The following is a 13992-nucleotide window of genomic DNA, read 5'->3' as shown; positions in this document are numbered from 1 at the left end:
TTAAGAATTCTCCGCAGAGGGTTAACGCGTTTTCCATGAAATGCTGCGATCCGGCGCGCCATGATAAAGACCATATGGCCGCCTGCCCCCGCGGTTGCGACGCTGGCTCTGGCCCTCATTCCCGCCCCGCTTGCCGCGCAGGACACGACTTCCACGGCCGAGGAGCCTGCGCGCGCGGACGGGTTCGCCGATTACAATGCCAAGCTGCTCCTCACCAATGCGGTCAGCGCCATCGATGGTGCAAGCGGGGGCGGCATTTCCAACTGGGCGACGATCGCAGGCAGACAGGAGTCCCGCGGCATCGGCGTTCAGGCGCATGTCACCGCCATCCTGCTGCCGGACTATTTCTACCAGTCGCATGGCGTTGCTCTCGGCATCGCCGACCGGGTCGAACTCAGCTACGCCCGGCAGAATTTCGACACGCAGGATGTCGGCGCGGCGCTCGGTATCGGGCAGGGATATGTGCTCAATCAGGATGTGTTCGGGGCCAAGGTCCGCCTGCTGGGCGATCTCGTCTATGGCGATCCGCTGGTCCCGCAGGTCTCGCTCGGCGTGCAATACAAGCGCAACCTCGATGGCGCCGTCGCCGCAGCCGTCGGCGCTGCGGACGACGATGGGATCGATGTCACGCTCAGCGCGACCAAGCTGTTCCTCAGCCATAGCCTTTTGGTGAACGCCGCCGCGCGGCTGACCAAGGCCAACCAGAACGGCCTGCTCGGCTTCGGCAGCGTGGCGGATGACGATTATTCGCTGCAGTTCGAGGGCGCGGTCGCGTATCAGCTTTCGCGCCGCTTCGTCATCGGCGGAGAATTCCGCAGCAAGCCCGACAATCTCGGCCTCGGCGAAGACGACTGGTTCGACCTGTTCGCCGCCTACGCACCGACCGACAATATCACTCTTACCGCCGCCTATGCCGACCTCGGATCGATCGCGACCTTTACCGGCCAGCGCGGCGCCTTCCTGCAGGCGCAGGTCGCTTTCTAGGAGCCCGTACCATGTTGCTTACCGCCACTCTGCCGCTCCTGCTGATGCAGCAGGCCCCCGCCGAAGACGTCGACTGGGATGCCGAATTCGGTGTCGAGGAAGTCGCGCGCGACCCCGAGACGGGTGAGATTCCGGTCGAGCCCTACGAACAAGGCAACGCCAATGCCGGTGCGACGCCCTTCGACGGCGAGGCGATGGCCGCTCATTTCGGAGGGCGCGAGGGCATCCGCCGGATTGCGGACCGTTTCACCGATCTCAGCTTTTCCGACCCGCGCGTCGCCGGGATTTTCGCCGGGCAAGATGAAGTTCGCTTCCGCCGCACGATTTTCGAGCAGTTCTGCTACATCCTCAACGCCGGCTGCGACTACACCGGGCGCGACATGCGGAGCTCGCATGCAGGGCTGGGCAGCCGCAAGGCCGACCTCAACGCCATCGTCGAGAACCTCCAGCAGGCGATGCGCGAGGAAGATGTGCCTTTCGCAGCGCAGAACCGCTTTCTCGCCAAGCTCGCCCCGATGAGCCGCGATATCGTCGAGCGCTAAAGCGCTGGACACCGGCCGCGCCAGTCGCCACCCCATGGCCGTGCTGGCAAGCGTTTTGGGCAAAGGAACTTCATGAGCGACTGGACGATCGGCATCATCGGCGGGTCGGGGCTCTATGCCATCGATGCACTCGAGGATGCGCAGTGGATCCCGGTGCAATCGCCCTGGGGCGAACCATCCGACGAGATCCTGTGCGGCAGGATCGGCCATGTCCGCGTGCGCTTCCTGCCGCGCCACGGCCGCGGGCATCGGATTGCGCCCTCGACGCTGAATTCGCGCGCCAATATCGATGCGCTCAAGCGAGCCGGATGCACCGACATCCTCGCAATCAGCGCGGTTGGCTCGCTGTCCGAGGAACTGCCACCCGGCCGCTTCGTGACGGTCGACCAGTTCATCGACAATACGAAGGGCCGCCCTTCCAGCTTTTACGGCGACGGTTTCGTCGCGCATGTCTCGATGGCCGACCCGGTGTGCCACCGTCTCTCGAAACATGCCGCAAAGTCGGTCGCCAAGGCCGGCGGAGAATGCAGCGAGGGTGCGACCTATCTCGCGATGGAAGGTCCGCAATTCTCAACCCGCGCCGAAAGTCGCCTCTACCGCCACTGGGGCGCCGAGGTGATCGGCATGACCGGCATGCCCGAGGCCCGGCTGGCGCGCGAGGCGGAGCTGCCCTACGCGCTGCTCGCCATGGTCACCGATTACGACAGCTGGCAGGCCAACGGCGAGGCGGTCGATGTGGCGCAGGTAATCGAACGGATGCAGCAGAATTCGAAACGGGCGCGCAAGGCGATCCAGGCCTTCTGCGAGGACCTGCCGAAGAAGCGCAGCCCCTCGCCGATCGACCGGGCGCTGGCCGATGCGGTCATCACCGCCCCCGACAAGCACGACCGAACCGTCCTCGCCAAGCTAGATGCGGTTGCCGGGCGATTGTTCGAGGGCGGATGAGCGAGACCTGCGACCTCCTGGTCATCGGCGGCGGAATCAACGGCGCGGGGATCGCGCGCGACGCCGCCGGGCGCGGGATGAAGGTGCTGCTGGTCGAGAAGGACGACCTCGCCTCGCACACCTCCTCGGCCAGTACCAAGCTGGTCCACGGCGGGCTGCGCTATCTCGAACAATACGAATTCCGCCTCGTCGCCGAGAGCCTGCGCGAGCGCGAAGTGTTGCTGCGCAATGCGCCGCATATCATCTGGCCGTTGCGCTTTGTTATGCCGCACGAGCCGAGCATGCGGCCCAAATGGATGCTGCGGCTCGGCCTTGCACTTTACGACCGCATCGGCGGGAAGATGAGCCTGCCCCGCAGCAAGCGCGTCGACTTGCGTGTAGCGCCGCATCGCGGCGTTTTGCAGGAACGGCTCAAGTCGGGGTTCGAATATTCCGATTGCTGGGTCGAAGACGCGCGGCTGGTGGTGCTGACGGCGATGGATGCGCAGGAACGCGGAGCCAAAGTGCTGGTGGGCACCGAATGCACCGATCTGAAGCGTTCTGCGGAGAGCTGGACCGCGACCTTGCGCAATACCGATGGCGAACGGCAAGTCACCGCGCGCGCGGTGATCAACGCCGCCGGACCCTTCGTCGACCGCGTGGCGAAGACCGCGCTCGGCCAGGGAACGCCGGCCCATCTGCGGCTCGTCAAAGGCAGTCACATCATCGTTTCGCGCCGCTTCCCCGGGGAGCACGCCTATATCTTCCAGCAGCCCGATGGGCGTATCGTCTTCGCGATCCCCTACGAACGCGACTTTACGCTCATCGGCACCACTGACCTGCTCTATGAAGGCGATCTCGATGCCGTGCGGATTTCGGAAGAGGAGACCCGCTATCTGTGCGAGGCCGCCTCGCGCTATTTCACCAGCGCGGTTACCAACGAAGAGATAGTTTCCACCTATTCCGGCGTGCGCCCGCTTTACGAGGACAATGCATCGAGCGATTCCACTGTGACTCGCGACTATGTCTTCGAGCTCGAGGCCGAGGGAGGCGCCCCGATCCTGTCGGTCTATGGCGGCAAGATCACCACCTATCGCAAGCTCGCCGAACATGCGCTGGCAAAGCTCGGCAAGGTACTCGATATGCCTGGCGAGAAATGGACCGCTCGCGCGCCGCTTCCGGGCGGCGACATGCCCGATGGCGATTTCGCCGCCTTTCTCTGGCGAGCAAGCGAGCGCTATAGCTGGGTCCCGCCCGAAATGCTTCTGCGCCTCGCCCGTGCCTATGGCACGCGGCTGGATCTCGTACTCGGAATGGCCGTCTCGCTCGACGATCTCGGGCGGCATCTCGGCGGCACGCTGTACGAGGCGGAGCTGCGCTATCTCGTCGAGCACGAATATGCGCGCAGGGCCGAGGACGTGCTGTGGCGGCGCAGCAAGCTGGGCCTGCACCTGCCTGCGGAAGCGCGGCAGGCTGTCGAGACCTGGTTTACGCAGCGACCCTGAGAGAACGCTACGGAACAAGCGTGTTTCACAAAGCTTGAAAGGGAAACACCGCGGGTCCAAGTGACCCGAGACACCTTTCTTTTCCCCGGAGTCGTATGGCCCTGCACGATCCTGCCCCCCTACCCGCAATTTCCCGCCAAGCCGTCCGCGAAGCCTATCGCGCGGAAGAGAATGCCTGCGTCGCCGAACGGCTTGCGCAGGCAGCTGGGGCAAGCGCCAAGCACCAGGAAGCAGCGGCAACCGCAATTCGGCTGATCGAGGATGCGCGCAAGCGCAAGGCGAGCGGGATCGATGCCTTTCTCCACCAATACGGCCTCGCGACCGAAGAGGGCGTCGCGCTGATGTGCCTTGCCGAGGCGCTGTTGCGCGTGCCCGATGCGGCAACCGCGGATGCGCTGATCCGCGACAAGATCGGCGATATCGACTGGGCCGAGCACATGGGCGAAAGCTCCTCGACCTTCGTTAACGCCGCCACGTTTTCGCTGATGCTGACGGGCGAAGTGCTCGAACGGCCCGAGGAAGCGCAGAAGGGCATGCGGCGCACCCTCAAGAGCGCCGTCAACCGGCTGGGCGAACCCGTCATCCGCAAGGCGACGCTGCAGGCCATGCGCATTCTCGGCGGGCAGTTCGTTTACGGGCGTACGATTGGCGAATCTCTCAAGCGCGCCGCTCCGGAACGCGCGCGCGGTCTGACGCACAGCTTCGACATGCTCGGCGAAGCGGCAATGACCTTCGACGATGCCGAACGCTACCGGGTCAATTACCACAAGGCGATCGAGCGGCTGGTCAAGGAGGCGACCGGCGATGTCCGGACCTCGCCCGGCATTTCGGTCAAGCTCTCCGCGCTGCATCCGAAATACACGTTCCTCCATGCCGACCTGGCAGTGGCCGACCTGCTGCCGATCGTCCGCGATCTCGCCACCGCAGCGCGCGATGCGAATATTCACTTCACCATCGATGCCGAGGAAGCCGACCGGCTCGAACTGTCGATGGACCTGATCGAGGCGCTGGCGCGCGACGATGCGTTGTTCACCCGGCCCGACGGCAGCCGCTGGGAAGGTTTCGGGCTCGCCATCCAGGCCTATCAGAAACGCGGCGTCCCGCTGGTCGAGTGGACCGCGCGGCTGGCGCGCAAGCACGACCGCAAATTCTTCGTCCGGCTGGTCAAAGGCGCTTATTGGGATACCGAGATCAAGCTCAGCCATGTCGGCGGCTTTACCGATTTCCCGGTCTTCACCCGCAAGCTGGCGACCGATGTCAGCTACCTTGCCTGTGCCGAGAAGATGCTCGCGGCGGACGATGCGATCTACCCCGCCTTCGCCACCCACAACGCCTATACGATTGGTGCAATCAAGGCGCTCGCCGGCTCTAAGCCGCTCGAATTCCAGCGGCTGCATGGAATGGGCGAGGATATCTACGGCGCGCTGGCCCAGATGGAGGGTAACAGCCGGACCAATGTGCGCATCTATGCGCCGACCGGGACGCATAAGGATCTGCTGGCCTATCTGGTACGCCGCCTGCTCGAGAACGGAGCCAACAGTTCCTTCGTCAACCGCATGGCCGATGCCGAAGTCCCCGCCGCCGATCTGGCGACCGACCCGGTGGCCGAGCTGGCCGCGCTCGAGCCGTATCGCAATCCCACCATCCCGCTGCCCGCCGACATCTTCCCCGATCGGCGCAACTCGGCCGGGGTCGATCTGTCCGACCCGCTCGTGCTCGAACCGCTGCAGGAGCGGCTCGCCGCGCTCGAATCAAGGCACTGGGAAGCCGAACCGACCTTTATGTCGGGGGCCGAAAGCGAAAGTGCGCCGATCAACAAGCCGCACGATCTGACCGCGGAAGTCGGCACGCGGCGCGACACGCTCGATTTCGAGGTCGAGGAAGCGATCACCCGCGCCGAGGCGATCCAGCCCGGTTGGGACCGGCTCGGCGGCGAAAAGCGCGCCTTGCTGCTCGAGGCGGCCGCCGACCTGTTCGAGGAGCACACCGACGAATTCCTCAGCCTGTGCCAGCGCGAAGCGGGCAAGACGCTGATGGATGCGGTGCTCGAACTGCGCGAGGCGGTCGACTTCCTCCGCTTCTATGCCAATGAGGCGCGGCGCCTGTTCACGCAGCCCATGCCACTGCCCGGCCCCACCGGCGAGGAAAACCGCCTGAGCCTGCATGGCCGCGGCGTCTTCGCCTGCATCAGCCCCTGGAACTTCCCGCTGGCGATCTTCATCGGCACGCCAGCCGCCGCGCTGGCCGCAGGCAATACGGTGATCGCCAAGCCCGCCGAGCAGACCCCGCTGATCGCCGCGCTGGCGGTGCGGCTGTGTCACGAGGCGGGCATTCCCGAGGAAGCTTTCCAACTGCTCCCCGGCGCCGGCGATGTCGGCGAATTCATCACCTCCGATCCGCGCATCGCGGGCGTTGCCTTCACCGGCTCGACGCAAACCGCGCAGGCGATCAATCGCAGCCTCGCCTCGCGCGACGGCCCCATCGCCACGCTGATCGCCGAGACCGGCGGCCAGAACGCAATGATCGTCGATTCCACCGCCCTGCCCGAACAGGTTACGCGCGACGTCGTTGCATCGGCCTTCCAGAGCGCGGGTCAGCGCTGCTCGGCGCTGCGCGTGCTCTACATTCAGGACGACGTCTACGACGAAATGCTGCGCATGATCCGCGGCGGGTTCGAAGCGCTGACCATCGGCAATCCGGAAGAGCTATCGACCGATGTCGGCCCGGTGATCGATCCCGATGCCAAGTCCTCGCTCGAACGGCACGTCGCGCGCCGCAAGAAGGGCGGGCGACCCGTCTGGCGCCGCCGCCTGCATCGCGGTGCCAATGCGGGCTGCTTCGTCGCGCCGACCATTATCGAGATGGATTCTATCCTCGATCTGAAACGCGAGAATTTCGGGCCGATCCTGCATGTCGTGCGGTATCGCGCCGAGGATCTGGAGCAGGTGATCGCCGATATCAACGCGACCGGATATGGTCTCACGCTGGGCCTGCACAGTCGCAACGACGACACCCGCGCCTTCGTCGAGGCACGCGCCAAGGTCGGCAATTTCTACGTCAACCGCAACCAGATCGGCGCGGTCGTCGAAAGCCAGCCTTTCGGCGGCGAGGGCCTCTCGGGCACCGGCCCCAAGGCGGGCGGTCCGCATTACGTCCAGCGCTTCGCCACCGAGCGGGTAGTGTGCATCGACACGACCGCCGCCGGGGGCAATGCGACGCTGCTGGCAAGTTGAACCGGCATCGTCGCTCCGCATGATCGGGCGCGATGCGTTCCTGCTTGGAAGCTGACTTGCGGCAATGTTAATGCGCGGTCTCGTGCGGCGCGGTGAAGGCCGATTCGCTGTCTATGGAGGCCGAATGACCTTGCGCGAGCGCATCCGTGCCCTTGTCGAGACCCGCCGCTTCGAGCACGCGATCACCGCGGTGATCGTGCTCAATGCCATCGGGCTCGGCCTCGAAACCTCGCCCGAGGTGATGGCGCGGTTCGGGCCATTCATCATTGCGCTCGACCGGGCGGCGATCGCGATTTTCGTCGTCGAACTGGCGCTGAAGCTGTTCGCCTACGGGTGGCGCTTCTTCCGCAATGGCTGGAACGTGTTCGATTTCGTGATCGTCAGCGTGGCGCTGATCCCTGCCAGCCAACAATTCTCCGTCCTGCGCGCGCTGCGTATCCTGCGTGCGTTGCGGCTGGTCTCGGTCGTGCCGAGCATGCGCAAGGTCATCGTCGGCCTGTTCAGCGCGATCCCCAGCATCGGGACCGTCATCGTGATGCTGGTGCTGCTGTTCTATATCAGCGCGGTGATGGCGACGAAGCTGTTCGGCGGGGCATTTCCAGAATGGTTCGGGACGCTGGGCGCCTCGCTCTATTCGCTGTTCCAGGTGATGACGCTGGAAAGCTGGTCGATGGGGATCGTGCGTCCGGTGATGGAGCTCTACCCCTATGCCTGGGCGTTCTTCGTCCCGTTCATCCTGCTCACCAGCTTCATCGTCCTCAACCTGTTCATCGGTGTAATCGTCAATGCGATGGCCGAAACCACCAGCGAGGAAGCGCATGACGAGCGCGAGGAAATCCTGCGCGAATTGCGGGGCCTGAGACGGGAAGTACGCGCACTGAGGAACCGGGGCGAAGAGTAGAGCGATGGGGCTGGACACGCCCCGATTGCCGACGTCGATCGAGTTGTGGCAAAACGCTTTGGTTTGCTGGAGCGCAAGATGCAGCTATCGACACGTTACGGGCTGGCAGGCATTGGCGCCCTCGCGCTTTTGACGGTGGTCCATCGGTTGCGTGACAATCCGAGGTGGTCGGGGCCGACAAGCGATTATCTGCTTGGCACCCTACCCAACTTCGCCGCTGCAATCGCCATCGCCTTCGTACTGCTCAGTATCTGGACCAACCATAAGGCCGAGGCCGCCCCCGGCTCCGCCAAGCACCGGTTTCTCATCTGTGCATCCATCAGTGGTGTCGGCCTGCTGGCATGGGAAGCCATACAGACGACGAGCGATCGGTTCGTCTTTGATCTGAATGACATCGGCGCAACCGCCCTTGGGATCCTTGTTGCCGGTCTGCTGTTTTGGATCGTCACGCCGAAAACAAGGTGAGCCGCCAGTGGACCTGTCTTCGGCCCACCCATAGGCTCCCCCAGCCGCAGAAGGGGATATTCCCTTCGCTCCGCTTGCCCCGGCGAGGCCAATCGGGAATCCCTTGGCCATGGCGATTCTTTCGGACAAGTGGATCCGCGACAAGGCGTTGAACGAGGGCATGATCGAACCCTTCGTCGAGGCGCAGCGGCGCGAGGGGGTGATCAGCTACGGACTGTCGAGCTATGGCTACGACGCGCGCGTGGCGCCCGAGTTCAAGATCTTCACCAACGTCGATTCCGCGGTGGTCGATCCCAAGGATTTCGCCAGCAACAGCTTCGTCGATCGCGAGACCGAGGTCTGCGTGATCCCGCCAAACAGCTTCGCGCTGGCGCGCACGGTCGAATATTTCCGCGTACCCGAGGACGTGCTGGTGATCTGCCTCGGCAAGAGCACCTATGCGCGGTGCGGCATCATCGTGAACGTCACCCCGCTCGAGCCTGGCTGGGAAGGGCACGTCACGCTGGAGTTCTCCAACACCACCCCGCTGCCTGCCAGGATCTACGCCAATGAGGGCGCGTGCCAGTTCCTGTTCCTGCAGGGTAACGAGCGGCCCGAAGTCACCTATGCCGACCGCGCGGGCAAATATATGGGCCAGCGCGGGGTGACCTTGCCAAGGCTGTGAGCATCGCCCGCTTCCCCTTCTGGCGATGCGCACCCGAAGTCGGTGAGGGCCGCTATCTCTTCCCGGTCACCAGGCCGGCCACGGTCGGCCCTCCCGAACATCCGCATGTGATGGGCGGCGCTGCATTGGCGGCGACGATCGACGTACTAGAGCAGGAAAGCGGTCAGCCGCTGCTCTGGGCCAATACGCAGTTTCTTTCGCCGACGCAGGGCGTGGACGAGCTGGTCATTCACTGCGAACCGGTCGGCGGCGGCAGGAGCGTCTCGCAATGGGCGGCGACCGCCTATGCCGGAGAGCGTCCCGTGCACCGCGTCAGCGCGGCCCTCGGCGCAAGGCCGGGAGACAGCGATACGCAATTCGCGCAGATGCCCGATGTACCCAGGCCTGACGACAGCGAGGCCAAGCCTTCCGATCCCAACGGCTATGACGACAATCTCGTCGGTCAGCTCGAACGCCGCATCGCGCACGAGGACAACGCGCGGGGCTACGAAGCGGTGTGGTCGCGCTCGGCCGCAGGGTTCGCCAACGATGCGGGCTGGCTCGCCCTGGTGAGCGATTTCTTCCTAGGTGCGCATCCGCGCACGCGCGGCGGGTCGAGCCTCGATGCGACCTTCCGCTTTATCCGTGCCGCCGAACCCGGCTGGGTGCTGAGCGTGACCGAGTTTGCAGCCTTCGACCGTGGCGTGGTCCATGGCAGCGCGCGCCATTTTGCGGAGGACGGTACTCTGCTGGCAATCTCGAGCCAGACCGGGGTCCTGCCGCACACGCCCTTCGTGACGTAACGGCTTTGACTCTCCGCACGTCCGCGCGCACACATGCGCTCGAAGGAGAGATAATCCATGGCCGACCGCGAATTCGATATCATCGTCTATGGCGCAACCGGATATACGGGGCGCCTCGTCGCCGAGCACTTCGTGCGCGAATATGGTAGCCGGAGCGATGGCCCCAAATGGGCGATGGCCGGGCGCAGCATGGACAAGCTGGAGGCGGTGCGCGACGAAATCGGCGCCCCCAAATCCACCCCGCTGGTGGTCGCCGATGCGAATGATCCGGCGAGCCTGGAGGCGATGTGCGACCGTACCAGGGTCGTGCTGACCACGGTCGGGCCCTACCAGCTCTACGGCGACAAGCTGGTCGCCGCCTGCGTCAAGACCGGCACGGACTATGCCGATCTGTGCGGTGAACCCGCCTGGATGCGCGCACAGATCGACAAGCACCACGAAGCGGCGAAGCAGAGCGGCGCGCGGATCGCCTTTTCGAGCGGGTTCGATTCGATCCCCTTCGATCTCGGCGTGTTGATGCTGCAGAAAGAAGCGGTAGCGCGCCACGGTTCGCCCGCCCCGCGCGTGAAAGGCCGGGTGCGCGCGATGCAGGGCACCTTCTCGGGCGGCACCGCAGCCAGCCTGACCGCGACGATGAAGGCGGCCGCGAAGAATCCCGGCATCATCAAGGTTCTGAACGATCCCTTCGGCCTGACACCCGGTTTCGAGGGCCCCGACCAGCCCAGCGGCATGATCCCGCGCCATGAGGAAGAACTGGGCAAATGGGCCGCGCCCTTCATCATGGCGACGATCAACACCAAGAACGTGCATCGCACCAATTTCCTGCGCGGGCATCCCTATGGCGAGGATTTACGCTATGACGAGATGATGCTCACGAGCCCCGGCGAAGCGGGCAAGGCGGCTGCCAATGCGGTGGTCGAGATGCTCAAGAACCCGTTCGGTGCCAAGCCGCCCAAGCCCGGCGAAGGGCCGAGCAAGGAAGAGCGCGAGAACGGCTATTACGACGTGTTGTTCGTAGGCGAATGGCCGGATGGAAAGCGGCTCCACTACGGCGTGAAGGGCAAGTACGATCCGGGCTACGGCTCGACCAGCCGGATGCTCGCTGAAACCGGCATGGCACTGCTCGACTGCGACGCCGAAGGCGGTATCGGCACGCCCGGCTCCTTCCTTGGCGAAGCGCTGGTCGAACGGTTGCGAGAGCACGCCGAGCTGACCTTCGCGGTGGAGGAATAGGAACCCGCCGCGCGAGCGGGAGTTTCGCAAGGACAATCAACGGGGGAGAAAAAACGATGGCTACAATCGCTGCACTGGTCGGGCGCATCCTGCTCGGCGCCTTGTTCGTATTCGCCGGATTCGGGAAGGTGATGGATACCGCCGGGACGGCCGCCTACATGGAAGCCGAGTCGCCCTTCCCCGGCAGCATGGCGCTGGCCGTCGGCGTGTTCGAGATCGTCGCCGGGCTGGTGCTGGCCAGCGGCTATATGACGCGCATCGCCAGCCTGGCGCTGGTGGTTTTCACCGCGCTCGCGACGCTGTTCTTCCACGAGCAGGTGACCGACCAGGTCCAGGCCGCGATGGCCTTGAAGAACCTCGCCATCATCGGCGGGCTGCTGATGGTCTTCGCCTATGGCCAGCAGCGCAGCCGGATCGAGGTGGTCGACGAGCGCGCGAAACGGCTCGACGCCGAAGTCCGCGCCGCCCGCGCCGAGGGCAAGGCCGAGGCTGCGGGCGGCGCCGGCTCCGACTAGAAGCTGGCGCGCACGCTCGCGCTGAAGTTGCGGCCCGCAAGCGGCACGAAATCCTTCGTGAAGCTGGTGTGGCGGCGGCCTGTCTCGTCGAAGATGTTGTCTGCCTTCAGGATGATGCTGATGTTCGGATTGTCGCGCAGCGGCCGCCAGGCGAGGGAGGCATTCACATGGGTGAAGCCGTCGGTGGCAGTTTCGAACGCGGCGACGTCGTCCTGATCGTCGTACCACTCGACCTCGCCGCGCAGGTCGAAGGCGCGGGTCGAGGCGGTCAGCGCCGCCGCCAGGTGAAGCGGCGGGATGCGCGGGACAAAGGTGTCGTCGTCGAGCTCTGCGTGAACGTATTCGCCCAGCAATTCGGTGCCGACGGTGAGATCGCCGGTATCGACGAAGTCGAACGCGAGTTCGCCCTCGATCCCGGTGTATGTCGCATCCTGTTGGAGGAACAGGAACACGGGTAGGTCGTCCTCTTCCTCGCCGTTCGGAGTCAGGTAGATGAAGTCGTCGAACCAGTTGCGATAGGCAGCGATGCTGAAGCTCGCCCCGCCGATGCTGCCGCGCGCGAAGATTTCCGCGCCCCAGGCCTTTTCTTCATCGAGATCGGGATCGCCGATCTCGAAGGCTTGCGTGGCGATGTGCGGGCCGTTCGAATAGAGCTCTTCACCCGACGGCGCGCGTGCGACGCGCGAAAGATTGATCCCCGTACGCACGGTGGGCGTGACATCGTAAGCGAAGCCGAGCGCACCCGAAAACGTGTCGAAGCTGCGTTCGATGCCGAGCGTGGCCGCATCGACAGCAGTGCTTTCGAAGCGCGCCGAGCCTTCGATCTGGAAGGGTCCGCTGCTGTATTCCTGCAGTGCGAAAACGGCGATCTGGTCGGTACGGTTGGGCGCGACGAAAGCTTCGGCGCCGATGGCTTCGAAGTCGCGCCAGTAATACTGCACGCCGAGCGATCCGCGCCACGGGCCGGAGGTGTCCTGCACCAGTTCGGCGCGCGCTTCGAGGCCTTCGACGTCGAACACGGTGCCGACTTCGTCGCCTTCGAACTCGGTGTGGGTGTAGTCGGAATAGCCCGCGCGGATCTTCAACCGCTCGAAGAAGCCTTCGCCGAGGAAGATGTCACCGCGCAGGTCTGCGCGATACTGGCGCAGGCCGATGCTGACCAGCTCTTCACCCTCTTCTTCGCCGTGCTCTTCGCCGTGATCCTCATCCTCGTGATCCTCGTCACCATGGTCACCTTCTTCTTCGCCATGATGGTGGTGCCCAGCACCCGGCCGTCCGGGAACGCCGTAAGCGGTGTCGTAGACGCCGAAGGATACGCCGAGCGTGCTGTCGCCGCGGAAGAAGGCCAGGCCGGCATTGGCGGTCCAGGTTTCGGTCGCGCTGTTGGGCAGCACGCCGCGCTGTTCGGCCGCCTCGCGCAGTTCCTCGGCCTCCTCGAATTCGCCCTCTTCCTCTTCTTCCGCCGCCTCTTCGAGCAGTTCGGCGCGCAGAGCGGGGGCGACGGTAAATCCGGCGACCTCGAGGTCGTCGGTTTCGCGCCACGATCCGTCGGCGTGGAACACAACGCCACTGCTGCCGAGCGGCACGTCGACCGATCCGCCGAACTCGCGCAGATTGCTCGCGGTATCGCCGCGCGCCAGAAGGTCGACATGGATCGGTTCGGCCGGAATACGGCGCGGGATGCGCTTGTCGATCACATTGACCGCGCCGCCGATGGCCTGGCTGCCGAACAGCAGCACGGCCGGGCCGCGCAGCACTTCGATGCGTTCGGCAGCAAGCGGATTGATAGACACCGCGTGGTCGTCCGAAGTGTTCGAGGCATCGATCGCACCGATCCCGTCGACCAGCACCTTGACGCGTTCGCCCGCGAAACCGCGCAATACGGGACGCGAGGCGCCCGGTGCGAAACCGCTGGCCGAAACGCCGGGCTGGCTGTCGAGCACGTCGCCGATCTGCCCGTCGAGATTGCGCTGCAGTTCGACGCCCTCGACGACATCGGTGCCCGCCAGCAGGTCGAGATCGCGGATCCCTTCGGCGCTGACCACGATCCGGCCCTGGTAGTCGATCCGGCGATCGTGCAGATCTTCGGCGGGCGGCTCGTCGTCGGCAGCTGCCTGCGTGGCGACGGCCGTGTCGCCGGCCGTCTGGGCAAGCGCCGGACCCGCGGCAAGCATGGCCGCGACCGACAGGGTGGAACCGAAAAGGCGGAGCGAGTGTTTAGAACGATACAACATATCGTGCCTG

The 13992-nt window shown here is 64.9% G+C and carries 12 protein-coding genes; 11 read left to right on the top strand and 1 reads right to left on the bottom strand.

Annotation, left to right across the window (positions count from 1 at the left end; genetic code table 11):
* Positions 1-60 precede the first annotated feature (60 nt).
* From ACQY4G_RS06605 to ACQY4G_RS06555, 11 genes are all read left to right on the top strand, one after another.
* Positions 61-984, top strand: a complete 924-nt coding sequence (locus tag ACQY4G_RS06605; RefSeq protein WP_421989638.1) for a DUF3034 family protein — start codon at positions 61-63, stop codon at positions 982-984.
* Positions 985-995: 11 nt separating this feature from the next.
* Positions 996-1526: a group I truncated hemoglobin gene (locus ACQY4G_RS06600; RefSeq protein ID WP_421989636.1), complete on the top strand. Its 531-nt coding sequence runs from the start codon at positions 996-998 to the stop codon at positions 1524-1526.
* A gap of 72 nt (positions 1527-1598) precedes the next feature.
* A complete protein-coding gene (gene mtnP, locus ACQY4G_RS06595) occupies positions 1599-2471 on the top strand; it encodes an S-methyl-5'-thioadenosine phosphorylase (protein ID WP_421989634.1) in 873 nt (290 codons plus the stop codon).
* Positions 2468-3955: a glycerol-3-phosphate dehydrogenase gene (glpD, locus tag ACQY4G_RS06590; protein ID WP_421989632.1), complete on the top strand. Its 1488-nt coding sequence runs from the start codon at positions 2468-2470 to the stop codon at positions 3953-3955. The genes mtnP and glpD overlap by 4 nt, the downstream gene beginning before the upstream one ends.
* Before the next feature lie 95 nt (positions 3956-4050).
* On the top strand, positions 4051-7188 hold the full coding sequence (gene putA, locus ACQY4G_RS06585) for a bifunctional proline dehydrogenase/L-glutamate gamma-semialdehyde dehydrogenase PutA (protein WP_421989630.1): 3138 nt from the start codon (positions 4051-4053) through the stop codon (positions 7186-7188).
* A gap of 124 nt (positions 7189-7312) precedes the next feature.
* Positions 7313-8089 (top strand): ion transporter, encoded by a 777-nt coding sequence (locus ACQY4G_RS06580; protein WP_421989628.1) that lies wholly within the window; start codon positions 7313-7315, stop codon positions 8087-8089.
* A gap of 45 nt (positions 8090-8134) precedes the next feature.
* Positions 8135-8554, top strand: a complete 420-nt coding sequence (locus ACQY4G_RS06575) for a hypothetical protein (RefSeq protein ID WP_421989626.1) — start codon at positions 8135-8137, stop codon at positions 8552-8554.
* A gap of 109 nt (positions 8555-8663) precedes the next feature.
* A complete protein-coding gene (dcd, locus tag ACQY4G_RS06570) occupies positions 8664-9218 on the top strand; it encodes a dCTP deaminase (protein WP_067692839.1) in 555 nt (184 codons plus the stop codon).
* Positions 9215-10000, top strand: coding sequence for an acyl-CoA thioesterase domain-containing protein (locus ACQY4G_RS06565; protein WP_421989624.1), 786 nt, complete (start codon positions 9215-9217; stop codon positions 9998-10000). Before dcd ends, ACQY4G_RS06565 begins: the two co-directional genes overlap by 4 nt.
* Before the next feature lie 57 nt (positions 10001-10057).
* The gene (locus tag ACQY4G_RS06560; protein ID WP_421989622.1) at positions 10058-11233 is read left to right on the top strand and encodes a saccharopine dehydrogenase family protein; all 1176 of its coding nucleotides are present in this window, start codon (positions 10058-10060) and stop codon (positions 11231-11233) included.
* A gap of 56 nt (positions 11234-11289) precedes the next feature.
* Positions 11290-11748, top strand: a complete 459-nt coding sequence (locus tag ACQY4G_RS06555) for a DoxX family protein (protein ID WP_421989620.1) — start codon at positions 11290-11292, stop codon at positions 11746-11748.
* Here ACQY4G_RS06555 and ACQY4G_RS06550 read toward each other — a convergent pair.
* A complete protein-coding gene (locus ACQY4G_RS06550; RefSeq protein ID WP_421989618.1) occupies positions 11745-13982 on the bottom strand; it encodes a TonB-dependent receptor in 2238 nt (745 codons plus the stop codon). The two genes, ACQY4G_RS06555 and ACQY4G_RS06550, sit on opposite strands and share 4 nt — an antisense overlap.
* Between the last annotated feature and the right edge of the window lie 10 nt (positions 13983-13992).

It is taken from the genome of Qipengyuania sp. (genome assembly GCF_965277845.1).
GTDB lineage: Bacteria > Pseudomonadota > Alphaproteobacteria > Sphingomonadales > Sphingomonadaceae > Qipengyuania.
This window is presented reverse-complemented; position numbering and strand designations above follow the sequence as displayed.

Bases quoted from the DNA above. Each gene is read 5' to 3' on its own strand.
- putA (WP_421989630.1), top strand. From the start codon at position 4,051: ATGGCCCTGCACGATCCTGCCCCCCTACCCGCAATTTCCCGCCAAGCC.
- ACQY4G_RS06560 (WP_421989622.1), top strand. From the start codon at position 10,058: ATGGCCGACCGCGAATTCGATATCATCGTCTATGGCGCAACCGGATAT.
- ACQY4G_RS06605 (WP_421989638.1), top strand. From the start codon at position 61: ATGATAAAGACCATATGGCCGCCTGCCCCCGCGGTTGCGACGCTGGCT.
- ACQY4G_RS06600 (WP_421989636.1), top strand. From the start codon at position 996: ATGTTGCTTACCGCCACTCTGCCGCTCCTGCTGATGCAGCAGGCCCCC.
- glpD (WP_421989632.1), top strand. From the start codon at position 2,468: ATGAGCGAGACCTGCGACCTCCTGGTCATCGGCGGCGGAATCAACGGC.
- ACQY4G_RS06555 (WP_421989620.1), top strand. From the start codon at position 11,290: ATGGCTACAATCGCTGCACTGGTCGGGCGCATCCTGCTCGGCGCCTTG.
- mtnP (WP_421989634.1), top strand. From the start codon at position 1,599: ATGAGCGACTGGACGATCGGCATCATCGGCGGGTCGGGGCTCTATGCC.
- ACQY4G_RS06580 (WP_421989628.1), top strand. From the start codon at position 7,313: ATGACCTTGCGCGAGCGCATCCGTGCCCTTGTCGAGACCCGCCGCTTC.
- dcd (WP_067692839.1), top strand. From the start codon at position 8,664: ATGGCGATTCTTTCGGACAAGTGGATCCGCGACAAGGCGTTGAACGAG.
- ACQY4G_RS06550 (WP_421989618.1), bottom strand. From the start codon at position 13,982: ATGTTGTATCGTTCTAAACACTCGCTCCGCCTTTTCGGTTCCACCCTG.